Annotated in this window: 25 protein-coding genes; 15 read left to right on the top strand and 10 right to left on the bottom strand. The window is 33.9% G+C overall.

What is annotated here, in order from left to right; genetic code table 11:
* The first annotated feature begins 7 nt into the window (after positions 1 to 7).
* Entirely contained in the window at positions 8 to 2,173 is a 2,166-nt protein-coding gene (locus AAA453_RS04045) for an RNA degradosome polyphosphate kinase (RefSeq protein ID WP_069832706.1), read from the top strand.
* Positions 2,174 to 2,389: 216 nt separating this feature from the next.
* Here AAA453_RS04045 and AAA453_RS04040 read toward each other — a convergent pair whose 3' ends face one another.
* Positions 2,390 to 3,136, bottom strand: coding sequence for a hypothetical protein (locus tag AAA453_RS04040; RefSeq protein WP_427706448.1), 747 nt, complete (start codon positions 3,134 to 3,136; stop codon positions 2,390 to 2,392).
* Positions 3,137 to 3,288: 152 nt separating this feature from the next.
* Between AAA453_RS04040 and AAA453_RS04035 the strand changes: the two genes are divergently transcribed.
* The 10 genes from AAA453_RS04035 (at position 3,289) to hisIE (ending at position 11,757) form a co-directional block, all read left to right on the top strand.
* The gene (locus tag AAA453_RS04035; RefSeq protein ID WP_427706446.1) at positions 3,289 to 4,590 is read left to right on the top strand and encodes a D-serine ammonia-lyase; all 1,302 of its coding nucleotides are present in this window, start codon (positions 3,289 to 3,291) and stop codon (positions 4,588 to 4,590) included.
* Between the two features lie 255 nt (positions 4,591 to 4,845).
* Positions 4,846 to 5,661, top strand: a complete 816-nt coding sequence (locus tag AAA453_RS04030) for an ATP phosphoribosyltransferase regulatory subunit (protein ID WP_069817053.1) — start codon at positions 4,846 to 4,848, stop codon at positions 5,659 to 5,661.
* 19 nt (positions 5,662 to 5,680) lie between these two features.
* Positions 5,681 to 6,298, top strand: coding sequence for an ATP phosphoribosyltransferase (gene hisG / locus AAA453_RS04025; protein ID WP_069817054.1), 618 nt, complete (start codon positions 5,681 to 5,683; stop codon positions 6,296 to 6,298).
* Entirely contained in the window at positions 6,288 to 7,550 is a 1,263-nt protein-coding gene (gene hisD, locus AAA453_RS04020; protein ID WP_427707040.1) for a histidinol dehydrogenase, read from the top strand. Before hisG ends, hisD begins: the two co-directional genes overlap by 11 nt.
* Positions 7,543 to 8,547 carry a pyridoxal phosphate-dependent aminotransferase gene (locus tag AAA453_RS04015; RefSeq protein ID WP_427706444.1) on the top strand — a complete coding sequence of 335 codons (1,005 nt, stop codon included), beginning with the start codon at positions 7,543 to 7,545 and terminating at the stop codon, positions 8,545 to 8,547. Before hisD ends, AAA453_RS04015 begins: the two co-directional genes overlap by 8 nt.
* On the top strand, positions 8,525 to 9,103 hold the full coding sequence (gene hisB, locus AAA453_RS04010) for an imidazoleglycerol-phosphate dehydratase HisB (RefSeq protein ID WP_069817060.1): 579 nt from the start codon (positions 8,525 to 8,527) through the stop codon (positions 9,101 to 9,103). The genes AAA453_RS04015 and hisB overlap by 23 nt, the downstream gene beginning before the upstream one ends.
* The gene (hisH, locus tag AAA453_RS04005) at positions 9,100 to 9,675 is read left to right on the top strand and encodes an imidazole glycerol phosphate synthase subunit HisH (RefSeq protein ID WP_427706442.1); all 576 of its coding nucleotides are present in this window, start codon (positions 9,100 to 9,102) and stop codon (positions 9,673 to 9,675) included. Before hisB ends, hisH begins: the two co-directional genes overlap by 4 nt.
* Positions 9,672 to 10,376: a 1-(5-phosphoribosyl)-5-((5-phosphoribosylamino)methylideneamino)imidazole-4-carboxamide isomerase gene (gene hisA, locus AAA453_RS04000; protein WP_069832714.1), complete on the top strand. Its 705-nt coding sequence runs from the start codon at positions 9,672 to 9,674 to the stop codon at positions 10,374 to 10,376. The genes hisH and hisA overlap by 4 nt, the downstream gene beginning before the upstream one ends.
* Positions 10,373 to 11,131, top strand: coding sequence for an imidazole glycerol phosphate synthase subunit HisF (gene hisF / locus AAA453_RS03995; protein WP_427706440.1), 759 nt, complete (start codon positions 10,373 to 10,375; stop codon positions 11,129 to 11,131). Before hisA ends, hisF begins: the two co-directional genes overlap by 4 nt.
* Entirely contained in the window at positions 11,128 to 11,757 is a 630-nt protein-coding gene (hisIE, locus tag AAA453_RS03990) for a bifunctional phosphoribosyl-AMP cyclohydrolase/phosphoribosyl-ATP diphosphatase HisIE (RefSeq protein ID WP_069817068.1), read from the top strand. Before hisF ends, hisIE begins: the two co-directional genes overlap by 4 nt.
* A 153-nt stretch (positions 11,758 to 11,910) precedes the next feature.
* On the opposite strand, the gene AAA453_RS03985 is transcribed toward hisIE, so the two are convergent.
* Positions 11,911 to 12,828 carry an ABC transporter substrate-binding protein gene (locus AAA453_RS03985; RefSeq protein ID WP_427706438.1) on the bottom strand — a complete coding sequence of 306 codons (918 nt, stop codon included), beginning with the start codon at positions 12,826 to 12,828 and terminating at the stop codon, positions 11,911 to 11,913.
* A 177-nt stretch (positions 12,829 to 13,005) separates the two neighbouring features.
* Here AAA453_RS03985 and AAA453_RS03980 point away from each other — a divergent pair, with 177 nt between their 5' ends.
* A complete protein-coding gene (locus tag AAA453_RS03980; protein WP_069817072.1) occupies positions 13,006 to 13,374 on the top strand; it encodes a VOC family protein in 369 nt (122 codons plus the stop codon).
* An 83-nt stretch (positions 13,375 to 13,457) separates the two neighbouring features.
* On the opposite strand, the gene AAA453_RS03975 is transcribed toward AAA453_RS03980, so the two are convergent.
* The 3 genes from AAA453_RS03975 to AAA453_RS03965 all read right to left on the bottom strand — a co-directional run bounded on the left by AAA453_RS03975 (position 13,458) and on the right by AAA453_RS03965 (position 14,982).
* Entirely contained in the window at positions 13,458 to 13,643 is a 186-nt protein-coding gene (locus tag AAA453_RS03975) for a hypothetical protein (protein WP_176721522.1), read from the bottom strand.
* Positions 13,644 to 13,690: 47 nt separating this feature from the next.
* Positions 13,691 to 14,191, bottom strand: coding sequence for a GNAT family N-acetyltransferase (locus AAA453_RS03970; protein WP_427706436.1), 501 nt, complete (start codon positions 14,189 to 14,191; stop codon positions 13,691 to 13,693).
* 86 nt (positions 14,192 to 14,277) lie between these two features.
* Positions 14,278 to 14,982, bottom strand: coding sequence for an SDR family oxidoreductase (locus AAA453_RS03965; RefSeq protein WP_427706434.1), 705 nt, complete (start codon positions 14,980 to 14,982; stop codon positions 14,278 to 14,280).
* Positions 14,983 to 15,169: 187 nt separating this feature from the next.
* Here AAA453_RS03965 and AAA453_RS03960 point away from each other — a divergent pair, with 187 nt between their 5' ends.
* Positions 15,170 to 15,439: a DUF1413 domain-containing protein gene (locus AAA453_RS03960; RefSeq protein WP_069817078.1), complete on the top strand. Its 270-nt coding sequence runs from the start codon at positions 15,170 to 15,172 to the stop codon at positions 15,437 to 15,439.
* Between the two features lie 240 nt (positions 15,440 to 15,679).
* Here AAA453_RS03960 and AAA453_RS03955 read toward each other — a convergent pair whose 3' ends face one another.
* Positions 15,680 to 15,865: a hypothetical protein gene (locus AAA453_RS03955; protein WP_069817088.1), complete on the bottom strand. Its 186-nt coding sequence runs from the start codon at positions 15,863 to 15,865 to the stop codon at positions 15,680 to 15,682.
* Positions 15,866 to 16,380: 515 nt separating this feature from the next.
* Here AAA453_RS03955 and AAA453_RS03950 point away from each other — a divergent pair.
* Together AAA453_RS03950 and AAA453_RS03945 are read left to right on the top strand one after the other, a co-directional pair.
* Positions 16,381 to 17,226, top strand: coding sequence for an HAD hydrolase-like protein (locus tag AAA453_RS03950; RefSeq protein WP_427706432.1), 846 nt, complete (start codon positions 16,381 to 16,383; stop codon positions 17,224 to 17,226).
* A 4-nt stretch (positions 17,227 to 17,230) separates the two neighbouring features.
* A complete protein-coding gene (locus tag AAA453_RS03945; protein ID WP_427706430.1) occupies positions 17,231 to 18,955 on the top strand; it encodes a glycoside hydrolase family 3 protein in 1,725 nt (574 codons plus the stop codon).
* Between the two features lie 444 nt (positions 18,956 to 19,399).
* Here AAA453_RS03945 and uidA read toward each other — a convergent pair whose 3' ends face one another.
* The 4 genes from uidA to AAA453_RS03925 form a co-directional block, all read right to left on the bottom strand.
* Entirely contained in the window at positions 19,400 to 21,193 is a 1,794-nt protein-coding gene (uidA, locus tag AAA453_RS03940; RefSeq protein ID WP_427706428.1) for a beta-glucuronidase, read from the bottom strand.
* 43 nt (positions 21,194 to 21,236) lie between these two features.
* Complete coding sequence (locus AAA453_RS03935; RefSeq protein WP_427706426.1) at positions 21,237 to 22,640, bottom strand: MFS transporter; 1,404 nt, start codon at positions 22,638 to 22,640, stop codon at positions 21,237 to 21,239.
* 527 nt (positions 22,641 to 23,167) lie between these two features.
* Positions 23,168 to 24,382: a helix-turn-helix domain-containing protein gene (locus AAA453_RS03930; RefSeq protein ID WP_427706424.1), complete on the bottom strand. Its 1,215-nt coding sequence runs from the start codon at positions 24,380 to 24,382 to the stop codon at positions 23,168 to 23,170.
* Positions 24,383 to 24,569: 187 nt separating this feature from the next.
* Positions 24,570 to 25,649 carry a YkvI family membrane protein gene (locus tag AAA453_RS03925; RefSeq protein ID WP_427706422.1) on the bottom strand — a complete coding sequence of 360 codons (1,080 nt, stop codon included), beginning with the start codon at positions 25,647 to 25,649 and terminating at the stop codon, positions 24,570 to 24,572.
* Positions 25,650 to 26,033 lie beyond the last annotated feature (384 nt).

Genomic DNA, 26,033 nt, shown 5'->3' with positions numbered 1-26,033 from the left:
TAGAGTTATGCATAGAAATTTGGGAGCAAAAGATTTGAACCTACCACAATACTTTAATAATAGAGAACTCAGTTGGTTAGATTTTAACTATCGCGTATTACAAGAAGCAAGTGATAAAAACAATCCATTGCTTGAACAACTTAATTTTGTTTCGATATTTAGTTCGAATTTAGATGAATTCTTTATGGTACGTGTAGCTGGGTTACAAGACCAAGTCAAAATGGGTTATGACAAACCAGAAAACAAAGCCCAATTAACACCAAAACAACAACTTAATCAAATCAATATCAAAAATAAACAAAATGTTGACTTACAATATAAGCGTTATAACGAATTGGTAGAAGATTTACGCCAACATAAAGTTGAAATTGTTCAACCAGATGAATTACCTGAATCGTTATTATCTCAATTACAATCAGAATTCAAAACGGGCATTTTACCAACGTTAACGCCATTAGGAATAGATGCCTATCATCCATTCCCAAAACTAAATAATAAAAGCCTGAATATCTTTGTTGATATAGATACTGAAGATGCCATTAACTCTGCAATTGTTCAAATACCTTCCTTAATACCAAGGTTTTATTCATTAAATAAAGGCGATACGCAATTCATTATTATGGTTGAAGACATCATTACGCATTTTATCAATGATTTATTTAGTGGATATGAAGTATTAAATACTTTTACGTTTAGAATTACTCGAAATGCTGATTTAACTATACATGAAGACGGTGCGGAAGACCTCCTCATTGAAATTGAAAGGTTTTTAAAGGAGCGTAAACGTGGCACTGCTGTACGTTTAGAAGTAGATGGCCGATTCGCTACACATGAAGACATTGTGTGGATTATGAACCAAGTAGAAGTACATGATGATGAGGTTTATTTCGTAGACGGGCCGTTAGATTTAACGATGCTATCTAATTTAGTTGATCACTTATCTAATAAATTGAAACACTTAAAATACAAAAAGTACGTGCCACAGACACCACAGTCTTTAGGTAATCATAATGTATTTGATTTATCGTTAAAAAAAGATATATTCTTCCATCATCCTTTCGAATCGTTTGAACCTATTGTCGACTTTATACGTGAAGCCGCTGAAGATCCAGACACAATTGCTATTAAACAAACGCTTTATCGTGTAAGTAAAGATTCTCCTATTATTAATAGCTTGAAAACGGCTGCTGAAAATGGGAAACAAGTTACCGTACTTGTTGAGTTAAAAGCACGTTTTGATGAAGAAAATAATGTGCATTGGGCAAGAATGTTAGAAGATGCTGGCTGTCACGTTATATATGGGATGACCCATTTAAAAACGCATAGTAAAATTGCCCTTGTAGTCAAACGTATCAATAATAAACTCACTTCCTTTATTCATCTAGGAACCGGAAACTATAATGATAAAACGGCTAAATTATATACAGATATGGGCTTAATTACTACCAACGATGCAATTGCTGAAGATGCTCTAAACTTTTTCAATTATCTTAGTGGGTATTCAGTCAAACCTGTTTACAATAAACTCATCGTTGCGCCATTTGATATTAGAGATGTCTTCTTAGCACGCATAGACAATGAAATTCAAACACATCACGAACATGGTAACGGCAATATTATAATGAAGATGAACTCTTTAACAGATAAAGATATTATTCTTAAATTATTTGAAGCCTCTTGCGCCGGCGTAAAAGTTCAACTTATTATTCGTGGTATTTGCTGTCTCAAACCAGGTATTCCGGGTATTAGTGAAAATATAGAAGTCGTGAGTATCGTGGGTCGCTTTTTAGAACATTCACGCATTTACTATTTCCACAATAATGGAGATGAAAAAATCTATCTATCTTCAGCAGATGCCATGACACGTAACATGATTAAACGTGTAGAAATCTTATTTCCTGTTGAAGACAAAGTCATTGCCAAACGTTTATTAGATTATATGAACCTTCAGCTATCTGATAATCAAAAAGGACGTTTTCAAGACGCACATGGACGTTATCATTACATCCAAAATAACTTGTCACCATTGAACTCTCAAGCTTATTTAATGAAGGAAGCGGTGAATTATGGTCAACAACTTCAAGATGAAGTATCGCAGCCACAACCTCATGTTGTATCAGCCAATTCACCTCAAGGTTGGTTCTCTAAAATACGTCGCACCTTCAAAAAATAATCCACTACATTAAATATAGCGCTGAATGCTCCGTTTAAAAGTGAGCACCCAGCGCTATTTATTATGTTTTTTGCCATACAATAGCGCTAGCCATTATATATTAATAGTGCTTCCACACATAATTATAAAGTTTAGACATCACCCACTTGTGTATCGGAGCTTGTGATAATAAATATACTAGCCAAGGCAATGCGGGTTCATAATGGTTCAAACCAATCACACATCTATAACTCGATGCGACGTTCTAAATTCGAGCATCCCATTTTTTTCTCCTTTTGTACTTACTAGTAAACCGCCTGTTACTTTTAAAATGAAATTGGTTGGTGAGCTGTATGCTTTTTCCATTTTTATTAATGGATATGGAAGAAACTTCAAGCTAATTTCAAAACGTTGCTCTGTTTGCTTAATTCTAATCCATCCTAAACTACATTCTTTTAAATATTGTTCATACATACCAACAAGTTGTATTGCATTGATTTCTTTTGTAAGTAACATATGTTGAAATGAATAGACTTTTTTATATTTATTTTGCATAGGTCTTGAGCATTTACCTATTTTGTTTATAACTTTAGATGCTGACATATCGATTACTTTGACGTTTTGCGAATCAAATAAATTTTTAAAATGATTATTATACTTTTTTTCCACGTTTAATATGTGAATCTTCTTGTCACTATATGAAGGTAAGGTCTGTAATATATTTTCAATAGCCCACACATGCATACTATGCGAATGCCCTTGTAAATATGCATTGGGAAGCGCTGCTTTATTCGTTATATATATAATATGATGCATTTGTTTTAAAGTACGTTGCAATTCATAAGTTTGGAATACATTTGTTGCCATAAAACCACTATTCAAATGCGCAATATTGTTATTTGTATAAACTTCATGATGCTTTTGTAATTTCTTAATTAATTGACTACCTAAATAACAATTCGCACCAAATATAAACACTTTCATTGTTATCGCTCCTATTTACGCTCTAGTTGATAATTGATTTGATATTTTTTAAAACGACGCATCAAATGATATCATTCGTATCATTCGCATTTTAACACACTATTTTTGCTATAATTAATAAATGAAAGATTTCGTATTATAGGAGGATTTTTATGCTTGAATTAAAAAAATTAAAACAAAATTTCCCTTTAATTAATGATATGCAACAATATAAACCTATCTTTTGGGAAAATCCCAAATTTCGTCAAGTTGAAACACTGCCATTTTCAATAGAAGATATGGAGGACGCAGCATTACGTCTCGAACGATTTAGTAATTATATACGCAAAGTATTTCCTGAAACAGAGAAAGATCATGGGTTAATTGAATCACCATTAAAGCCCATACCCTTTATGCACAACCACCTTTCTCAAACGGAACAATATGGAGCTAACGGGAAGTTATGGCTTAAATGCGATAGCCATCTTGCTATCTCAGGTTCTATCAAAGCTCGAGGTGGTATTTATGAAGTCCTTAAGCTGGCTGAAACGATAGCAATGGAACATGGTGGTCTCAAATGGACAGATGATTATCGTATTCTAGATGAACCACATTATAAAGAATTGTTCAGTAAATATAATGTTTCTGTTGGCTCAACTGGCAACTTAGGTTTAAGTATAGGTATAATGAGTGCCAAACTTGGTTTCAGTGTTACTGTACACATGTCTAGTGATGCCCGTCAATGGAAAAAAGACTTACTACGTGCGCGTGGTGTAGAAGTCGTGGAACATCAATCTGATTACCAATTTGCTGTTGCTGAGGGTAGAAAAAGTGCAGAACATGATGCATCTTGTCACTTTGTTGATGATGAAGGTTCTGCTGATTTATTTTTAGGTTATACTGTAGCTGCATTACGCCTAAGAACACAATTAGAGCGTCAAAATATTCAAGTAGATGCTGACCACCCTCTTTTTGTCTATTTACCGTGTGGCGTTGGTGGCGGACCTGGTGGTGTTGCTTTTGGATTGAAAAAAGTCTTTGGTGAACACGTTTATTGTATTTTTGCCGAACCAACCCATGCACCTTGTATGTTACTTGGCATGATGACGCAATTGCACGATGAAATTTCAGTGACTGATATTGGATTAGACGGACGTACCGATGCCGATGGACTTGCTGTGTCACGCCCTTCCCGCTTAGTCGGTCAAATCATGAATACACTTTTATATGGCACATTTACAGTTGAGGATAAGCAAATGTATCGCTACTTATATATGTTAAGTGAAAAAGAAGATATCTTTATCGAACCATCTGCCGCTTCAGGTTTTGCTGGCATTGCTGAAGCTACAAAACACGCTAAAAACAAAGGGATTCATATAGAAAATGCCAACCACATCGTGTGGGCTACAGGTGGAAACATGGTACCAAAAGAAGAAATGATGAAATACGTCATCTATGGTCAGAGTTTAATTTAAAATAGCTGATCACTATTTAGTTAGATAATTGGAAGCGGGAATATGAAATCAAAGTTCGATTTCATCATATTCCCGCTCCTTTTTAATCATTTTCTCCCATTTTTTAATAAGAAACTTTTAGTTATCTCATTTAAATCAAATATCTATTTTCAGAATATTTATTGAATTTAAAAAATAACTATGTTAAAGTATTCTTTATCAATCCACTTTAGTTCGGTAGAGTGACAAAGTAAAAAGACAAAGGATGGTCATATTATGAATACAACAACACTTATTAATAACAAAGAATTTGAATTAGCGTTTTTAAAACATTTTGAACAAGCTGGATTCAAACTTGTAGATTTCAGTTTTATCGAATCACTGTCGTGGCGAACACTGACTACAGACGATTTACAGCAAATGACTGAGCGCAGTTTCTGGCAACATGACCATCATATCTTTGCATTACGCAATGATTTTACCGATCAATTATTACGTTATTACAGTAATTATCCACCACAATATCAAAGTGTCGCGTACACCGGCCCTATTGTTCGTGATAATGAAGTCTATACTCAGTTAGGTATCGAACATTACAATCCAACCATTACAGATATGCAAAATGACTTCATCACTTTTTATGACTATATCAAAACAACTTTAAATGATGATATTGATTTTGTGATTTTAGGTCATTATCAACTGATAGATTTACTTCTATCTCCTAAAGAACAAACCAAAGAGGTATTGAAACTCATACAGGAACGCAATATTTCAGAACTTACATCTCAATTAGGTATAGCGCACCCGGTAGTTCAATTACTTACTACTAAGACAACAGAACAACTTGATTTATTAAGTCAGTTATTCCCACATGATCATCGTACAATACAAGCATTACTTCGATGGGAACAGTGGTTTAAATCTCAACACATAACTGATATTCACTTAGATATCACCCCACAACCACCGCGTTCTTATTACAAAGGTGCTTTTATGAGATGTCATCTTAAAAATAATAAAGCACAACAACTTACAGGTGGTTTTTACAAAGGTGAGTTAGAAGGCTTTGGACTTGGGTTTATACTTTAATTAAAAAGGAGAGAACATCATGCTTACTGTAGCTTTAGCAAAAGGAAGATTACTAAAAAGTTTCATTGCTTATTTGAATGAAGTAGATGAACAAGAACTTGTACGCGCATTGGAACAGAGAGAGCGTCAGTTACTCATCTCTGTAGGAGAAATCCAATTTGTTTTAGTTAAAGGAAGCGATGTACCTATTTATGTCGAACAGGGCGTTGCAGATGTAGGCATCGTAGGTAGTGACATCCTAGAAGAAGGTAATTACACAATCAATAATTTACTTGATTTGCCTTTTGGTGCTTGCCACTTTGCATTAGCGGCGAAACCCGATACAACAACTTTTACGAAGGTAGCTACATCTTATACTAAAACGGCCAGAAAATATTTTGAAGCCCAAGGATTAGACGTAGAATTAGTAAAACTATCTGGTTCTATCGAGTTAGCATGTTTAGTCGATATGGTTGATGGCATTGTAGATATCGTTCAAACAGGTACAACTTTAAAATCAAATGGGTTAGTTGAAAAAGATACAATTAAAAACATTAATGCTAAATTAATTACAAATAAGCAATCTTATTTTAAAAAATCAACCGAGATAGATGATTTTATACAAACATTGGAGGTGTCTCTCATTGATTATAAATAAAGCTACATTTTTAGAGAACTATTTAAATCAATCCGCATTAAATGAAGCATTATATCCTCTAGTTAAGGATATTTGTGACAATGTAAAACTTCAAGGTGATCAAGCTTTAAAAGCTTATAACCAACAACTTGATCATGTGGAGACATCAGAACTTGAAATTCCTTATGAAACTTTAGAAGCAGCTTATAGTCGCATTGACGATGCATTACGTGACGCACTTCAACAAAGTCACTCACGTATCAAAGCTTATCAAACATCTATTAAATCCACGGAACAACAAGGTTCTAATGAATGTTATGAATTGTATCATCCATTAGAACGTGTCGGTGTATACGTGCCCGGTGGTAAAGCAAGCTATCCTTCTACTGTGTTAATGACTGTTACATTAGCTAAAGTAGCTGGTGTTAAAAATATTTTTGTTGTCACACCTCCACAAACTCAAGGATTACCTGATATTGTTTTAGCAGCTTGCTATATTGCAGGTGTCGATAGGGTATTCCAGGTCGGTGGCGCACAAAGCATCGCAGCGCTTGCTTATGGTACAGAAACAATACCTAAAGTAGATAAAATTGTAGGTCCAGGCAATCAGTATGTTGCCTACGCCAAAAAATATCTCTTTGGTCAAGTAGGTATCGATCAAATTGCTGGTCCAAGCGAAATCGCCCTAATTATAGATGAAACGGCTGATTTAGATGCTGTAACTTACGATGTATTTGCTCAAGCAGAACATGATGAACTTGCGAGAACGTTTGTGATTAGTGAAAATAAAGACTTATTACAACAACTCAAACAACGCATTCAACAAACTTTAAGTCAAATTGAACGTCAACCTATCGTTCAAGCAAGCCTAGCAAACAATCATTTTTTAATTTCAGTAGATAATTTTAATGAAGCCTGTGATTTAATGAATCAAATCGCGCCAGAACACGCATCAATTCAAACAGCTTCACCACGTGATTACCTAAATCACGTGCGTTATGTAGGCGCACTATTCTTAGGACATTATTCTCCAGAAGTAATAGGTGATTATGTAGCGGGTCCAAGTCATGTATTACCGACCAATCAAACTGCGAGATTTACCAATGGTTTATCCGTCAATGACTTTTTAACACGTCATTCTGTGATTGATCTATCTGAATCTACTTTTGAGAAAATTGAAGGCTCTGCACGTAAGCTTGCTCATATTGAACAACTTTATAACCATGAACAATCTATAGAAATTAGATCACCAAAGGAGCCACATGATGATTAGAATTAACAAAAATGAAAGTCCACTTCGTCCATTATCCGATTCACAATTGGCAACAATTATTCAAGAAGCACCATTTAATTTCTATCCAGATGACGAATATGAGCGCTTTAAAACAGCTTATGCAAATTATTATAACCTTTCAGCTAAACAAATTATTGCAGGTAATGGTTCTGATGAATTAATTCAAAAGTTAATGCTGATTATGCCAGAAGGTCCAGTACTCACATTGAATCCAGATTTTTTCATGTATCAAGCCTATGCCTATCAAGTCGATCGTCCAATTGAATTTGTGAATGCTGAGCCAGATTTATCATTCGATTTAGAGCATATTTTGCAACGTATAGATGAAGTTCAGCCCGCGTTCTTTATCATGAGTAATCCACACAATCCGTCAGGTAAGCAATATACCCAGACGTTCTTAAAAGCAATTGGGGATAAGATGGAAACATTAGGCGGCTATTTCATCATAGATGAGGCCTATTTAGATTTTGGTAATACTTATCAAATAGAGATGCAGCCGCACATTTTACAAATGCGTACACTTTCAAAAGCCTTTGGCATCGCTGGATTAAGATTAGGCATGCTGATTAGTACGCCCGAAACAATTCAAGAAATTAAAAGGATTGAGCACCCTTATCCATTAAATACAATTACTTTGCATATTGCTTTATATATGTTTGAACATACAGAAATGCTTAACAATTTTATAAATCATCAAAGACAACTTGCTATGAAATTACGCAATATGTTTGATGATTTAGTATCAGATATCATGGTCGTATTTCCTTCCTCGACTAACTTTGTTTTAACAAAGGGAACTGCAGCACAAAGTTTAGGCGCATTTATTAAAGCGCACGGTTTCCTACCTAGAGTCTATGACGAAAACGAAATGGCTGATTATGTTCGTTATTCTATAGCTACAGATGAACAATTAGATGAATTAATCGCAATCATTAAAAATTGGAGGTCTCAATATGATTTATCAAAAAACACGTAACACCGCCGAAACCCAACTAAGTATTTCTCTCGCAGACGATCAGCGTTCAAGTAAGATTGATACTGGTGTGGGGTTTCTAGATCATATGCTCACCCTCTTTACTTTCCACAGCAAATTATCAATTATAATAGAAGCAAACGGTGATACGGAAGTCGATGATCACCATGTAACCGAAGATATTGGTATTGTGCTTGGTCAATTATTATTAGAATTAGTTAAAGAACGCAAAAGCTTTCAACGCTATGGTGTAAGCTATATTCCTATGGATGAAACACTTGCGCGCTCAGTTGTAGATATCAGTGGTCGTCCATATTTATCATTTAATGCACAATTAAGTAAAGAAAAAGTAGGTACTTTTGATACGGAACTTGTAGATGAATTCTTTCGTGCATTAGTGATTAACGCACGATTAACAACACATATTGATTTATTACGTGGCGGTAATACACACCACGAAATCGAAGGCATATTCAAATCATTCGCCCGTGCACTAAAAGAAGCTTTAGCAAGTAATGATTCAGAAGGCATACCCTCTTCTAAGGGTGTGATTGAATGATTGCTATCATAGACTACGGTCTAGGAAATATTAAAAATGTACAACGTGCGGTGGAACATTTGGGCTATGAAACGATACTGACAGATGAGCAAAATGAAATTGAAGCTTCAGATATGATCATATTACCTGGTGTTGGTCATTTTAAAGATGCCATGCAAGCGATTCAAACACGTGGTTTAGCAACAGTGTTACAGTCAATTACAGATAAACCGATTATAGGCATCTGTCTTGGCATGCAACTCTTATACGATTGGAGTGCAGAAGGAAATGTCGAAGGTTTAAAACTTTTCCCGGGAAATATTGTTCCGATTCAAACACCCTATCCTGTACCACATTTAGGCTGGAATAATTTAATCAGCAACCACCCTCAATTGGCACAAGATGTATACTTCGTACATTCATATCAAGCTGAAATGTCTGAACATGTTGTAGCTTTCGCTGAATACGGTGATCCCATTCCAGCAATTGTTCAATATAAACACTATATCGGCATTCAATTTCATCCAGAAAAAAGTGGAGCCGATGGATTAGCAATACTCAACCAAGCATTGAAAGGCGGTTTCTTATTATGATTAAACTCTGGCCAGCAATTGATTTAATCAATGCTACAAGTGTGCGACTAACTGAAGGTAAATATGATTCAGAAGAAAAAATGCCACGTAGCGCTGAAGAAAGCATCAAATTTTATAACCAGTTTAAGTGTGTTGATCGTATTCACATTGTCGATTTAATCGGCGCAAAACAGCAATCATCTATTGAAAGAAATTATATAAAAGAGTTAAGACAACTTACTGACAAACCAATGGAAGTTGGTGGTGGTATTAGAAGCATCGACACAATAGAAGCATATTTCAATGACGGTATTGATTATTGTATTGTTGGTACGAAAGGGATTCAAGATTTAGCATGGTTAGAACAAATGGCAAATCAGTATCCAAATCGTATATACATTTCTGTTGATGCTTATCGTCGTGATGTAAAAATCAATGGTTGGGAACAAGACGCTCAACTAGACCTATTTGATTTAGTTAACAAAATCGAACACTTTCCACTTGGTGGCATTATTTATACAGACATTTCTAAAGATGGCCGACTTGAAGGACCTAACTTTGAAATAACAGGACAATTAGTCGAAGCATCTGACAAACAAATTGTCGCTTCAGGTGGTATACGAAACCAACAAGACTTAACACAGTTAGAATCACTAGGCGTCTATGCTGCAATCGTCGGTAAAGCAGCGCACAATGCTGATTTTTGGGAGGGATTATCATGATTAAAAAGAGAATTATCCCCTGTTTAGATGTAAAAGATGGTCGCGTAGTTAAAGGGATTCAATTTAAAGGGTTACGAGATATTGGTAATCCGGTAGACTATGCACTTTATTACAATGACCAAGGTGCAGATGAGCTTGTCTTTTTAGATATTTCTCGAACAGAAGCAGGTCATGATCTTGTACTTGATGTCATTGAGGAAACTGCCGAAAAATTATTTATTCCACTTACGGTTGGCGGCGGGATCGCTACTTTAGATGATATCTCACAATTACTTAATCATGGTGCAGACAAAGTTTCACTGAATTCAAGCGCACTTAACAATCCAGAGTTCATTAAACAAGCGAGTGAAAAATTTGGAAGTCAGTGCATTTGTATCGCTATTGATAGCAATTATGATGACGAACTGAACGACTATTATTGTTATACTCACGGTGGTAAACAACGTACTGATAAGCGTGTATATGATTGGGTCCAAGAAGTAGAAGCATTAGGCGCAGGTGAACTACTCATCACAAGCATGAGACACGATGGTATGAAACAAGGCTTTGATGTGAAACATTTACATGACATTGAACAACTTGTAAATATTCCTGTCATTGCTTCAGGTGGTGGCGGAAAACCAGATCACTTTGTTGATTTATTTAAACAAACAGATGTCTCTGCAGGTCTTGCGGCAAGTATATTACACGATAAAGAAACCACTGTAGATGAAATAAAACAAACGATGGCACAAGGAGGTATTCCCATTAGATGACACAACAACCTGATTTTAGTAAAGGACTCTTACCAGCAATTTTGCAAGATGTTGATACAAAACAAGTGCTCATGCTTGGCTATATGAACGAAGCAGCATATAACAAAACTTTAGCAGATGGCATTGTTTGTTTCTATTCTCGCTCTAAAGAACGTTTGTGGACCAAAGGCGAATCTTCTGGACACACGCAAGTAGTTAAAAATATTCATTTAGACTGCGATCAAGATACACTACTCATCGATGTTGTGCCAAATGGTCCAACTTGCCATACTGGGAGCCAAAGTTGCTTTAATACCGACGTTCCTTTTAATATCCAACAATTAGAACAAACTGTAACTTCAAGTGCACAATCCAATAAAGAGAACTCATATACACAATATTTGTTAAATGAAGGTCTTGAAAAAATTACCAAAAAATTTGGCGAGGAATCGTTTGAAGTTGTTATTGGCGCGATGAAGTCTGATCGTCATGAAGTGACAAATGAAACTGCAGATTTAATGTATCATCTATTCGTATTATTACATGCTTTAAATATTAAATTTGAAGACGTCGAAGCTGTGTTAGCACAACGTCATCAGACCTCAAATAACTTCAAAGGCGAACGTAATGATATAGACAATTGGTAAAAACAACACTTACTTTACTTCGACGTGAATCCTTTTTAATTTTGATAACGTCGCAAGTTGATTGCTACCATTCGATTTTAAATCATAAAAAAGAGAGAGCGGTACAGAAATCAAAATTTGATTTCATATTTCCGCTCTCTTTCACTTTATATTTTATTTATTTTTCAAAAGTTCTTTTTTGAAAAATTCTGCTTGTTTTTCTACTGAAATCAAATCAGCATAAATGGCTTCATCCATTGAATAATAAATCACATTGTCATTTTGTACAGCTTCGTTATTATGCCATATGTTCGACTTAACAAATTCATTGTTCAGTTTCCCACCATCTTTTGTTGGTGAAAGTAAATAATCACCTGAATAGTCATTGAATTTTTCTTTAGGTACTTTCATGAATTTTTCTTTTGGCATCGCTTCTTTAGCTTCAGGATCTTCTTTTAGTTTAAATCCTTCGTAAATTGCTTCACTGCCTCGTCCAAACCTAGGTCCAAATTGATAAATATCTTTTGCTTGAATATCCATAATTGAAAAAGTTTTATCTTCCCCAATGGCTTTTTTAATTTCTTCACCATCTTTTGCTAACTTTTCAGATAGTTCATTGGCTTGTTTCTTAGCTTTGCTTTCTTTATTTACTAACTTACCAATTTCAATATGAGTATCTTTATAGTCCATATTTTGTACTTTTATAGGTACTGTTGGCGCTATTTTAGATAATTTTTTATTATTTTTATTTTCTTTATATGTAATAATCAAATCTGGTTTCAATTTAGCAGCAGCTTCTACATTTTCTGGATCAATTTTCTTAACTTTCCCCATGTCTAAATATTTAGAGTTTGGATATACATTCGTAATGCCAACAGGTTTAACACCTAATTTTTTTAAGTTCCCGTAATTTGCTGTTAAAACTAGGACTCTTTTCGGATCTTTAGGTATTTTAACTTTACTACCATCCTCTGTAGTATAAGATTTCGTCCCCTTATCATCTTTTGCATCTGATTTATTAGATTCATTGCCACTACCACATGCCGCTAAAAACATTATAAAACATAACATTAAACATAGTATTTTTTTCAAATTAATAACCTCTCCCATTATATACTACCTTTATTATAATTGAAATTGATTATCAATTGCAATTTAATTATACTTTTACAAGAAATAAATATATACTATATTTAATAAGCTAAATAAAATTACTGTTCTTTTAATTATCTTTTGATATTCTAAAATTATATTAGGGAGATGACTGAAATGGAAAATTACTTTTTAGGAATTGATCATGTACAAGTTGCTGCCCCAGCCAATCGTGAATCAGAAGCTCGCACATTTTATTCCGACACACTTGGATTCAAAGAAATTACAAAACCTGCTAACTTAGCTTTAAAAGGTGGCGTGTGGTTTCAAGTCGGTCATCAACAATTACATGTTGGTGTTGAAAATGACTTCTCACCAGCTAAAAAAGCACACCCTGCTTTTCTCGTTCATAACGCTACTGACGTAAGAAAATTACTTGAATCTAAAGCAATTGAAATTATATATGGGGACGAACTTGAAGGTGCCGATCGTTTTTATATTTATGATCCATTCGGCAATCGAATTGAGATTATTGAATGGTTATAATTAGGTTGTTTATTAGATTCCTTAAAAATACGCCTTGCACATAATCATTCATGTGCGAGGCGTTTATTAGGTCATTTATGCAATTATAATTGTTCATCTATCAATGTTAAAGCAATTTCTAATGCTTGAATTCTATTTTTTAATAATGTCGTTCGACTATTTGGATTTCCTTTTTGTTCTAATTGCGTTAGCGATTTTTGACATTTTGTTAAAAGCGAGCGTATTTGTTCCCTACTTTGTTGTAATTCTGTTTTTGTATACTGTTCCATCATTTTCTCCCACTGCTGCCTTACTAATCACAAAGTTTAAAATCAGCTTAAAGTTCTAAACACATTAATTCTTCATCATAGTAAACAGTTCCATCGTATAGTGCTTTCGGCTCAGTTCCATAACGCTTAAATCCTAACTTTTCATATAAATTAATTGCACGTTTATTTTCACTAAGCACGCATAAATTGATTGTTTTTACTGTGTTTTGTTCAACCACATCATCAATGCTTTGTTGAATCAGTTGCTCAGCTATACCTTGACGTCTATATTGTGGGTGACAATATACTGAAACTAAATTACCTTTATGCTTTATTTTTTCTAAAGTCTCGCTATAAAACGTCGCAATACAAACCAGTGTTGCTTCATCAAAAGCCCCTACAGTAAAATGAGTAGCTGTATTTTCTAACCTCACTTTGAATTTCTCAATCGGAAATTCAATCTCACTAGCATAAGTAGAAGCAAAGCCATTAGGGTCTGTCTGGAGTGAATTGAGTCTTAGTAATCGATACTGTGATACATCAGCTTCACTTAAATATCTAAAGTTCATTTAATCACGCCTTTCAGTCTATCGCTACAAGTATCATCATAGACCCCTAGCGCTACTTGAAGTTAGGGATCTGCACCTATATTATTCTATACTGGTCGTACAGTTACTTCGTTCACATTGACATGGCTCGGTTGTTGTAATGCATATATAGCTGCTTCTGCAATATCTTCAGGGTCTAATTTCTTACGTTCTCCCCAATCCGTTTCTCCACTTAAAGGCGTATCAACCATTCCTGGTGAAATACTTGTCGCCCTAACGCCTGTCTTAGCCAATTCTTTTTCTAAACCTTGTGTTATCGCATGTACAGCTGCTTTTGACGCACTATATAATGTACTTTTTTTCGTTACTTCAAATCCAGAGATAGAAGCTATATTTATAATATGACCACTTGATTGACCTAAAAACGTTGGTAACACTGCATTTATGCCATAAAGTGTTCCTTTAACATTCACATCAATCATCGCATCCCACGCTTCTACATCACCATCTGTAATTGCTGAAGACAGCATTTGACCAGCACTATTTATTAATATATCTACACGACCAAATTTGTCTTTTGCAGTTTGGACTAAACGCTCAACATCTTTTTTGTCTGTAATATCCACTACTAATGTCTCAACGTCTGCATTGCCTGCTGTTTGAATACGCTGGGCAGTATCGTTTAAACGTGATTCATTACGTCCCGACAACACCACTTTCACTCCATGACTTGAAAGTACTTGCGCAATGCTTGCACCAATTCCACTACTTGCACCTGTAACAATTGCAACTTTATTTTTCAATTCAACCATTTATAACTTCCTCTCTTTTTAATATATGTAATTGCTTCTTTATATTTCCACATTGTATCATGCAGTTGTAAGGATAAATAAATAATTGAATTTTGGTTATCTTGTCAGATTACTTATTTCGTTATAAAGTAAGTGTGTATAATAAATATAAGTAGCAACATGTTCGATGCTTAAAGGAGGATGGCTCATGAATTTTGAAGAACGCTTAGCTAAGTTACGTGAAACAATCGGTAAAACAAGCTTTGATTTCCGATTTGAATCATTATTTGATAAAGAAGAATGGATTAATATGAAGATACCACAGCGTAAACAATTAGAACGTGAATTTCATAAATTTATAGAACAAAACGACCATTTACGCATACCTTACACTACCGAGGATCATATTCGTATGCGCTTGTATAATTTAGTTTATGATTACAATGAAATTAAACATAATTTTAAAGCCTATATTTGATTCCATCATACTAAGATAACGTTTTTGTTTGCACTTTATATACAATACAAAAGCCTACACTACTGGATGAACAGTAAGTGTAGGCTTTTTAAGCTTTTAACGGACGAACGGTAAATCATGAAAGTTGATAATGGGGAGAAAATCATGCTAGAAGTTGAGTGATAACTTTCATTATTGCACAGTCATAACGAGAGATATACTCAGCTCCAAAATCACTCGATGCACACAGTGTATAAATCATTAACTAGCTACTTTTTTTGCAAGTCCATAGTTGTATAATTTCTCTGCATCAATGTAAGCTATATAATCAATACTTCTGTATCCATCTTTAATATCATTGATAATGCCTTGGTTTACACCGGTATGCGTGTAAATATCATAACTGCTTTCATTTGAAAAAATTACTTCCTCAATTACTTTTCTCATTATAATCACTCCGTATTTTTGCTTTCGCTAAGCTTTATCTATCTTCTACACTTTCATCATAATAGATAGTGACTTAATTTGGAAGTATTTTGTGATTTTTTTCACAAATTCATCACTTTTAATCTTTTTGTATTTATTAAAATCGTTTATTAATTGACTTCTCAAATTAATTGAAGCGATTCTTCCATTTTCATGTCGTTGAAAGTATCCTTATATCATTATTTTTATAGACATACATAAGTTATAAGTTACTCATTACGATCTTTCACAAACAGCTTTTTATTAAAAAAATAACCTTTTTATTAAAATTTCACTTCAAACTGAATAATTTGTGAATATTATCACATTATTTCGTGAAATAATGTGGTATTTTTGCTTTGAGCGTGATAATTTTAATAGTGTAATGTAAGCGCTTTATAATTATTCTCTACGCTTAGACTAGCAATGCTTTAACTATTTATTCGTAATGTTTAGATAGTTATAAATAAAAATTATTTTTGAAAGGAGCATTTAATATGATCGAAACTTTATCACAATATCAACCTAAGTTTAAGAAATTGATTTGTGTTGATTCAGATGGTTGTGCCATCGATTCAATGACAATTAAACACGAACGTGCTTTTGGCCCTGCGCTTGTAGATGAATGGCAACTTGATGATATCAATGAAGACGTGTTAGAGCGTTGGAATGCTTTTAATTTATACGAAATTACAAGAGGTATCAATCGTTTTAAAGGCCTCGAAAAAATGTTGAGCGAACTTGTAGCAAAAGGATTAAACATTGAAGGTTATGAAGATATAAAGCATTGGGTCCAAACAACAGCATCTTTTTCCAATCCGGCTCTAGAACAAGCAATTCAAGCCTCTCCTGAAAAGTTAGGTTTACAAAAAGCACTGTCGTGGTCACACAGTGTAAATGATCATATCAAAAACTTACCTAGTATTGGTCCTTTCGACCATGTACAACGTACGTTGAAAAATGCCTCAACGTTTGCAGATATTGCAATCGTATCTTCCGCAAATTTATCCGCAGTTGCTTATGAATGGGAAACATACCACCTTACACCCTATTTAAGTGGCATGTTTGCTCAAGAAGCTGGTACTAAAGAATACTGTTTAGAACATTTGAAACAATTTTACAATACCGAAGACATCATCATGTTAGGTGATGCTAAAGGTGACATGGATGCTGCTCAATCGCATGATCTTTATTTCTATCCTATTTTAGCAGGACATGAAAATCAATCATGGTTAGATTTTGATAATAAATATTTAAAATTATTTAAAGAAGGTCGATTCAATCAAGACATTCAATCATCCCTAACTACAATATTTTATAATAATTTCGAAGGAGAGAACTAAGTTTATGGCAAAAGTAAATTTAAAAGCAACACCTTATAATTTAGATGACGAACAAATTTCATGGGTAGAACGTACACTAGGAAATTTATCAGACGAAGAAAAAATTGGACAACTCTTTTTTAATTTATTTTCTTTAGAAGGCGGGAAGAAGTTTCATGATGCTGACTTAACAAATAAAGAAGTCTTAGAACGTTTCCACATTGGTGGCGCACGTTATGAAGGCGGGAATAAAGAAGATGTTCAAAATTTACTCAATGATTTACAAAAACACGCAAAAGTTCCAGTCTTAGTAGCCGCAAACTGTGATTCAGGTGGTAACGGGGCTTGTAAAGATGGCACCTACATCGCAAGTGCTGCACAATGTGAAGCAGCACAAGACACAAAAGTCGCTTATAATGCTGGCCTCGTATCAGCACGTGAATCTTCAGCTTTAGGCGTACATATTAATTTCGATCCATGTGTAGATATTTTGCAAAATTGGCGAAATACAATAGTGAACACACGTGCATACGGTACAGATGCAGAAACAGTTATAAAATATTCTAGCGCTTTTATAGATGGTTTTAATTCTGAACGCGATATGATTACTTGTATCAAACACTTCCCAGGAGATGGTACTGAGGAACGTGACCAACATCTTGTACTTGGCGTGAATGAATTATCAACACAAGAATGGGACGATAGTTTCGGTAAAGTTTATCAACATCATATCGATCGTGGCGTTCAAATGATTATGGCAGGTCATATTGCACAACCCGCTTATTCTAAAAAATTAAATCCAGCGCTTGAAGATAAAGATATCTTACCTGCTACACTCGCACCCGAATTAATTACAGGCTTATTAAAAGAAGACTTAAACTTTAATGGATTAGTTGTTACTGATGCTAGCCATATGTTAGGTATGACCGCTGCAATGCGTCGTGAAGACTATGTACCACAGGCTATTGCTGCCGGCTGTGATATGTTCTTATTCTTCAATGATTTAGAAGAAGATTATCAATTTATGTTAAACGGTTATAATAAAGGTATTATCACTGAGGAGCGTTTAAATGATGCAGTTCGTCGCATTTTAGGACTTAAAGCTCAAATGAATTTGCATAAACAACAAGCAGAGGGTACGCTGATCCGCTCACAAGAAGATTTAGCTATTATTGGTTGTGATGAACATTTAGCAATGCGTGCTGAAGCTGCTGACTTAGGTATCACTTTAGTTAAAAACACTTTAGATCAATTACCGATTCGACCTGAAACGCATAAGAATATTCAGTTATATATTATCGAAGGTGAAAAAGATGGTATCTATAAATCTGCAAACAATGTAGAAGAAGATATCATTCAAGAATTAGAATCACGCGGTTTCCATGTGACATTGAACGATGGATCTACACGAGTTAAAGGCAAAACGCTAGACTATCGTGAAAAAGTGGATGCAGCACTTGTCTTTGCAAACATTATTGGTTACGCTGCTGAAAATAATTACCGCATTAAATGGGGGACTGCCATGAGTAATGAAATTCCTTGGTATGTACATGAAGTCCCAACAGTATTTGTCTCTTTAAACTTCACAACGCATTTACACGATGCAACAATGGTCAAAGCTTATATTAACGCATATCATTCGAACCCAGAAACAATCAAACAAACAGTAGACAAAATCATGGGTGAAAGTGAATTCAAAGGTACGCATAACGACTTAGTTTGGACAGATAAATGGCAAGCAAAATTATAATAATAAGTAAGTTTTATAAATTAGATTGTTGAAATATTTTTAAGAACATAAATACTTATCAACGACTAAAAGGGATTTTCCAATTATGGAAAATCCCTTTTATATTTTTCGACAAAGTCTCACGATTTTGTTGGCATTTTTTATGCACACTTTCTATGAGTACAGCCTCAGCCTTGTACGCTTCGGCTAGTACTTTATTAACTCGTAAGGAGTCGGACCAAATCACTGCCGCTTTTCAAACAAAAATAATACATAAATTAAGCAATGGTGGTGTAATATTAACTAAACTAATAGTTAATATATATCAAATGAAGTGATTTTTATATCAGAATTCGTTCATAATAATCACTTATTATGTAAAGTAGTTAACAAAACGACCCCCCTACGAATGTATCGTCCATCGTAGAGGGGTCTATGTTTAAACTTCATTATGAGTCCTATGTGTTAATTTTTATATCCAAAGTCAGGAATGTTGTCCCAACGTTTTTTGAAATAATGTGCGACTGCTTTCGGTCTTCTCTCACGTGTGAAGATACCTTTTTTATTTCCTTGCACTCTAATAATTCCACTAGATGTTTCAAAGTCAGCAAAGTTCCATGTTTGTTCACCTATAAACTGCGGATAGTGATCTATAACTTCATGATTGGCTTCATAATAACGTATTTGATATTCTTCCGTAAATAACTCATCATTAATTGCGTGCATCCCCGCTATTGTATCTGCGCCGTATTCTGTGAACATAATTGGCTTACCTGGTTGTCTCTCTGTCCAACCATCTAACTCTGCTTTTAATGCTTCTTTAGCTGCTTCTAAATCGCCAGACTGTGTATACCAACCGTAATATCGATTTAAGCACAGCACATCAACTAAATCTTGTACTTCACATGTATCTGGTTGTGACGTGAGAATTGTCACAATCGTTACCGGTCGTTGTTGTGGATCACATGCTCTAGCTAAGTTCACTAAAGGCTCAAAGTATGCTTTAGCACCTTCTTCAGTAGAAGCCGGTTCATTAGCAACAGACCACATTACTACACATGCATGGTTCTTATCACGTTCAATCAAACCTTTAATTACCGCTTCATGTGCTGCTTTTGTACCAATTTCCTTAAATGTATCTCGCGTTGTACTACCAGATAAAATAGCACTAAAGTTTAAGTGCACACCTACTGCGGTCGTCTCATCAATGATGACGATTCCTTGTTCATCTGCTAAGCGCATCATTTCTTCTGAATATGGATAATGTGACGTTCTAAATGAATTGGCACCAATCCATTTCATCAAATTGAAATCTAATACATTTGTAACTTCATTCATACCACGTCCACCATAATAAGCATCTTCATGTTTACCAAAGCCTTTAAAGTAAAATGGCTTTCCATTAATTAAAAATTGTCCATCTGTTACTTCTACAGAACGAATACCGAAACGCTCCGAATACATATCAATGACTTGGTCATTATCTAACAATGTCACTTCTAGATGATATAAATAGGCATTTAAAGGTTGCCATAGATGAGGATGCTCTACTTCTATCATTCCTTCTGCACCTGATGTTTCAGCAACAATATTATCTTCTTCGTCTCGCAACTTAACTGCTATTGTAGGCACTGCTTCATTCGTTGTGACTTTATATTTTATATTAGCTCGATCTGTTAATACTTCTGGTACAATTTCAATATCTTGTATAAATACTTTAGGCGTCGTATATATTTTTACAGGTCTATGCAATCCTGCGTAATTAAAGAAGTCAAAGTTTGGTGGATTTTTCTTAATTATTTTACCATCTTTACCAATCGTTTCACTGTATTCACCAACTGGCAAAGTGGTTTCATTTAAAATATTATTCACGCAAACTGTTAAACGATGCTGACCAGAACCAAATTTCGAATCGATGTCAACTTCAAATGGTAAAAAACCACCTTGATGTGATGTTACTTCTTTACCATCTATATATACAGTTGCTTTATGTGTTGCGGAACCAAATCTTAATACAATACGTTCGTTGCTCAACACGTTAGGTATTGTAAATGTTCTTTCATACCAAACATTGCCTACATGATTACGAATATCTGAAGTAACACCTTGGTCATTATATGATCCTGGCACTGCCATAACTAATTCCGTATTTAATGGTCGTGTCACATCAATTTGATCATCTACACCTTCTAACTTAAAGTCCCAGATACCATTTAAATCAATGATACTTCTATGTTCGTTTATCACTGGATATAACATGATTTAACTCCTTCCATAACAGTTCAATTATATTAGAAATGTATTATAATTCTTCTCTAAGTGCTAATTCTTTAACAATTTGTTTATGTCTATGGTCAGTTAATGGATACGCAAAGAAGAACAATATCACTGCGATTAAACAAAGTGAAGCAGGTACAATAAAGAACAATACTTTTAATCCTGCTATTGTTTCAGCTGATTGAGCTGCTTGTGGTACATAACCAATGAGCGTTAAAGCTAAACCTGGTAGGAAACCAGCTAAACCTTGTGATATTTTTCTAGTGAAACTGTAACTTGAATAAATAATACCTTCTGATCTAATACCTGATTGCCATTGGCCATATTCTACAACGTCTGCAATAAATGCCCAAGTCACAGTATTAGGAATAACTAAGAATAATTGTGCAATCGTATTAACAATTAAGAATAATAACACATTATCGGAGAAGAACATGAAGTTAATAAATTGGAATACAACGAAACCAGATACACCGATAACTGCTGTCATTTTCTTACCTAGTCTTTTACTTAAAAATGTAGTTAAGAACAATGCGGGTACTAATATAATAACGTTTAATGTACTCACAACGCCCACTAAATTAGCTTCACCCAGCACATATTGGAAGTAATATAGTTGCGAGGACTGTTGTAAGAATAATGCTGTAATCGTTAATAAAGTATATAATGCTAAAATGATAAATGGTCTATTTTTAAATAAATTTAAAAACGCTTTACGACCAATACCTTTTTCTTTCGGTCTTTCTACTGTATGGCGTTCTTTAACGCCTTTGTAACACAATAGATGGAATGTCACACCAGCGACAGCAAGTATACCCACTACAACTGGATAACCTAATGCATGATTAGGGAATAGACTAACTAATGGGATAACTACAATCCCAGAAATAAACATAGCCCCCTGTGAACCTAAGTTACGAAATACTGATAGTTGCGTACGATCATCTGCATTTATTGTCATAGATGCTGATAATGAACCATATGGAATGTTCACAAATGAATATGCTGCGTTAAATAACAAGTAAGTTCCAAATGCCCATATTATTTTCCCAGTTTGGCTAATATCTGGCGACATAAAGGTTAAAACTGTAAGTAAGGCGAGCGGTATCGTACCATACAAAATAAAAGGCTTAAACTTGCCACGTTTAGCAAAGTTCCTTTGATTATCTACTAAAGTCCCCACTCCAGTATCTACAAAAGCATCAAAGAACTTCGCAACAAGAAACACAGCTCCCCCAACTACTGACGGTATGCCCAAAATATCTGTATAGAATAACAATAAGTAAATTTGTCCCATATCAAACATTAAGCCATTACCTAAATCTCCAAATCCATATGCAAGTTTTTCTTTGAATTTTAATCTTGGTGATTGAATTTCTTTAAAACTCTTTAACTTACTATTTGCTGGTTTTAATTTTGCTGTAACCATGCTGATAACCTCTTTCCACTATAGAAACGTTTCTGACTACACTTTGCTGTTTAATCGTTTCTTAGTATGTATTAGTGATTGTTACAATCAATCGATAATAAGATATGCAGTGATGTAAGCGTTTTCTTATATCGTTAAAAATTTTTATCCCCATAAATCAAACTGTTTTTGAAGTCGATAGTGACATATCGCTCACCCTTATTTATAGGAATCTTAACTTTATTATATTTTTAAATACAAAACAGTCAACATTAAAATAACAACGTTGTTATAAAATGAATTTCACTTAACTAATACATCGTAAGTGTAGGTGATTCACAAACACTGTAACTACAGCTTCTTTTTGACATACAAATTCAGCTGTTCTTTTTGGTTTGCCTACAATTCATTTTTTAAATATATGTTGTAAACTTGTACGTTAAACAATGATTTTACATCATAATTATTATTTTATTGATATTTTTAATAATATATTCACTAAAAATGAAAGATTTAAAGCCTTTTTTAATTTTCTATACTTCATTATTCTAATAAAACTCTTTATGTTTTGTTCGATAATTTAATGGTGTTGTTCCGTATTGTTTTTTAAAACACTGAGTAAAATAACTTTGTTCTTTGAAACCTACATAATTAGCAACTTCAGCGACCGTCATTTTAGTTCTTGCAATAAGATCACGTCCCTTTTTAACTCTAGATTCAATGATGTATTGTGAGATAGATTTATGAATTTCCTTATTAAATATTTTGGACAAATAACTCGGAGCCAAACCAACATATGAAGCGAGTTCATCTAATGACAATGCACTATCTAAGTTTCTTTCAATATATTGAATTACCTTACTTACTTTTGGACTATAGGCATTCGCTTTTACCTTCATCGCGCTATCTGTATATGCTTTAACAATTGAATGGGTAATTTCATCTAAAGTTTCTATGTCCATCGTTTGATCTATTAATGCCGCATACTTTGCAGATATTTCGTCAATATGAATCAAACTTACACCTGCTTTTTCACCAGCTTTACGGCATAACGTATTAATCAAATATGCCTTATATTGTTCATTTGAAATATCATCCCTTACACGTCGTAAGCCTGCCACTGATAAATTCATTGCATTAAGAATTGATAAAGCCTCATTAGCATTGCCATTTTCAACTGCAGTAAGTAGCTGATTCTCTAAATTATAACGATACTCTATTTCTTTTAACGTATAATCCATTTGCGCTTTAGATTCTGCTAAATCTTCTGTATTTGAATGAAAACTAAAATCAATTTTTACAGTTTCATAATTTATATTTCTTTTTTTCAAGAATCGAACTGCTAAACGACACATTTTTTGTGCTTTAACTTGATGACATAATGGTATAGTCAGCAAATATTGTTTCAATATAGATAGTTTAGATATTTTAATATCCAAACTCTGGAGCAACTCATTACAACGACGTTCATTAGGCCGCTTCTCCATATATGGACCAACAATATAAATTTGTTTGTACTTTTTAAATTTGAAGATTAAAAAGTTCACACCAAAACGATTCGTATAATGATAAATTTTATTGCTGTGCATTTGCACAATAAAATGTTTCAATTCATTTTTGAACTGCTTGCGCGCAGTATTTGTAAACGGCGTCTTGATATGATTAATCACCCCATTCATATCACTCATATCATATCCTTCTAGCCGAATTCCCAATAATTGTAGTGCATGCATCTGTAAAATCTCTAGCGTTTCCTCATTCATAAAAAAACACCCCATTCCTTATATTTTTATTATATCTAAAAATAAGGAGTGAGGTGTGAAATTTATATTAAATTTCTTTGAATTTATCAAATAACTCTATAACTAGTTCATTTTTTATTATTAAAAAAATTCATTAAAAATATTAATTCAAACAAGATAAACGACTTTTTACGTTATACTCTCGTGCTTATTTATGTGAATTTTTCTTACCAAATTTGAGTTTAAATGGTGCATAGAATAATACAAATATTAGTACAAGTCCTAAATAACCAATTAATGGATAAAAAATTGCTACTAAATCTGTAAAACCTACGAAACTCAAGCATAAACCAACGATAACTGTAACTGTATAGAAAAGTTTAAATCGTTTCGTATCTACTACCGTAAAACGAGTTGCAAATGCATAGAACATACCTAAACCAGTATTGAAAATCATACCGAAAATGACAAAAGCCATAACGACGCCGAGTATAGGTGAAATATGATTTACGATACCTAACATTGGCATCTCCATTTCGCCAACAATATCGATTTGTGTAAAGATAGCTAAATGACTTAGTACAATCATCACACCTAATGCGAGTCCACCGAATAAACCACCTAATGCTGCAACTTTTGTATTTTTCTCAGACCCACCCATAACGATTGCCATAGAAGCACCAACTGCTGTATTAAATGATGCATAGTTTACACCTGCTACAAACCAATTGGGTAAAGTTGATGGTTTCGCATCCGACATTGTATTAAGTTGTGAAAATGATGTATCTGTTGTCATAAAACTATAAACTGAAATTATTATAATGAATATAATTAAAAATGGAGTAATATTCCCAATAACTTTAACAACGCCTTCTACTTTCATCATACCCGCAAGTAAAATAAGTATTGTCATAAGGATAGTACCTACAATTGAAGGTACTCCAAATTGTTGATTAAGGTTTGATCCAGCTCCTGCAATCATAACGACACCTACACCAAAGAGCGTAAAGATAATGACTAAATCAATAATCCATCCTAAAATTTTACCGAATATAGATTTCCCTGTGATATTATGTATAACTTCTTTATGAGAATCTGTCTTAGATTTACTTCCTAACCAAACAAGCATCATACCCACATAAGCAAATAATGCTGTAGTAATGATAGCGCCAAATGTCCCCATAATGCCAAAGCTCGTGAAGTATTGGAGTACTTCTTGCCCTGATGCAAATCCGGCTCCTACAATGACACCGATAAACGCGCTTGCGATCAGTAATATTCTTTTCATAATTAAGCCCCCCTATTTTACTTACTATAAATGAGTTGTGTATAATTTCAATTCTCGTATATTTGTGTAACATCAATAACTCATATTTCAATCACTCGAAAAGATTGAAATAGGCATTTTGACACCGTTAAAAATTTGAGATTGATTCTATTTTATCATTTTAAAGCAATTTAATGTTGTTCTTCTCAATGACAACTATATTTAAGTAACGTAAAATCACAACAAAAATTTGAAAATTCATAATAAATTACATAAAAAGCCTCTTAACTATTAAGGACTCCTTTATTGAGATTATCTTTGTTCATCAATTTCATTTTTTAATTTTAATAGATATTAAGTTAATCTTTTTTCTCTTTTCCAGTTATATTTTTTATATGTGTTTGC

The organism is Staphylococcus parequorum (genome assembly GCF_039237145.1).
Lineage (GTDB): Bacteria > Bacillota > Bacilli > Staphylococcales > Staphylococcaceae > Staphylococcus > Staphylococcus equorum_A.
The sequence above is the reverse complement of the archived record's forward strand: the minus strand, read 5'-3'. Positions and strand labels throughout refer to the sequence as shown.

Excerpts from the sequence above, each read along its gene's own strand:
- AAA453_RS04045 (WP_069832706.1), top strand. The coding sequence starts at position 8 with ATGCATAGAAATTTGGGAGCAAAAGATTTGAACCTACCACAATACTTT.
- AAA453_RS04040 (WP_427706448.1), bottom strand. The coding sequence starts at position 3,136 with ATGAAAGTGTTTATATTTGGTGCGAATTGTTATTTAGGTAGTCAATTA.
- AAA453_RS04035 (WP_427706446.1), top strand. The coding sequence starts at position 3,289 with ATGCTTGAATTAAAAAAATTAAAACAAAATTTCCCTTTAATTAATGAT.
- AAA453_RS04030 (WP_069817053.1), top strand. The coding sequence starts at position 4,846 with ATGAATACAACAACACTTATTAATAACAAAGAATTTGAATTAGCGTTT.
- hisG (WP_069817054.1), top strand. The coding sequence starts at position 5,681 with ATGCTTACTGTAGCTTTAGCAAAAGGAAGATTACTAAAAAGTTTCATT.
- AAA453_RS04015 (WP_427706444.1), top strand. The coding sequence starts at position 7,543 with ATGATTAGAATTAACAAAAATGAAAGTCCACTTCGTCCATTATCCGAT.
- hisB (WP_069817060.1), top strand. The coding sequence starts at position 8,525 with ATGATTTATCAAAAAACACGTAACACCGCCGAAACCCAACTAAGTATT.
- hisH (WP_427706442.1), top strand. The coding sequence starts at position 9,100 with ATGATTGCTATCATAGACTACGGTCTAGGAAATATTAAAAATGTACAA.
- hisA (WP_069832714.1), top strand. The coding sequence starts at position 9,672 with ATGATTAAACTCTGGCCAGCAATTGATTTAATCAATGCTACAAGTGTG.
- hisF (WP_427706440.1), top strand. The coding sequence starts at position 10,373 with ATGATTAAAAAGAGAATTATCCCCTGTTTAGATGTAAAAGATGGTCGC.
- hisIE (WP_069817068.1), top strand. The coding sequence starts at position 11,128 with ATGACACAACAACCTGATTTTAGTAAAGGACTCTTACCAGCAATTTTG.
- AAA453_RS03980 (WP_069817072.1), top strand. The coding sequence starts at position 13,006 with ATGGAAAATTACTTTTTAGGAATTGATCATGTACAAGTTGCTGCCCCA.
- AAA453_RS03975 (WP_176721522.1), bottom strand. The coding sequence starts at position 13,643 with ATGGAACAGTATACAAAAACAGAATTACAACAAAGTAGGGAACAAATA.
- AAA453_RS03970 (WP_427706436.1), bottom strand. The coding sequence starts at position 14,191 with ATGAACTTTAGATATTTAAGTGAAGCTGATGTATCACAGTATCGATTA.
- AAA453_RS03965 (WP_427706434.1), bottom strand. The coding sequence starts at position 14,982 with ATGGTTGAATTGAAAAATAAAGTTGCAATTGTTACAGGTGCAAGTAGT.
- AAA453_RS03960 (WP_069817078.1), top strand. The coding sequence starts at position 15,170 with ATGAATTTTGAAGAACGCTTAGCTAAGTTACGTGAAACAATCGGTAAA.
- AAA453_RS03955 (WP_069817088.1), bottom strand. The coding sequence starts at position 15,865 with ATGAGAAAAGTAATTGAGGAAGTAATTTTTTCAAATGAAAGCAGTTAT.
- AAA453_RS03950 (WP_427706432.1), top strand. The coding sequence starts at position 16,381 with ATGATCGAAACTTTATCACAATATCAACCTAAGTTTAAGAAATTGATT.
- AAA453_RS03945 (WP_427706430.1), top strand. The coding sequence starts at position 17,231 with ATGGCAAAAGTAAATTTAAAAGCAACACCTTATAATTTAGATGACGAA.
- uidA (WP_427706428.1), bottom strand. The coding sequence starts at position 21,193 with ATGTTATATCCAGTGATAAACGAACATAGAAGTATCATTGATTTAAAT.
- AAA453_RS03935 (WP_427706426.1), bottom strand. The coding sequence starts at position 22,640 with ATGGTTACAGCAAAATTAAAACCAGCAAATAGTAAGTTAAAGAGTTTT.
- AAA453_RS03930 (WP_427706424.1), bottom strand. The coding sequence starts at position 24,382 with ATGAATGAGGAAACGCTAGAGATTTTACAGATGCATGCACTACAATTA.
- AAA453_RS03925 (WP_427706422.1), bottom strand. The coding sequence starts at position 25,649 with ATGAAAAGAATATTACTGATCGCAAGCGCGTTTATCGGTGTCATTGTA.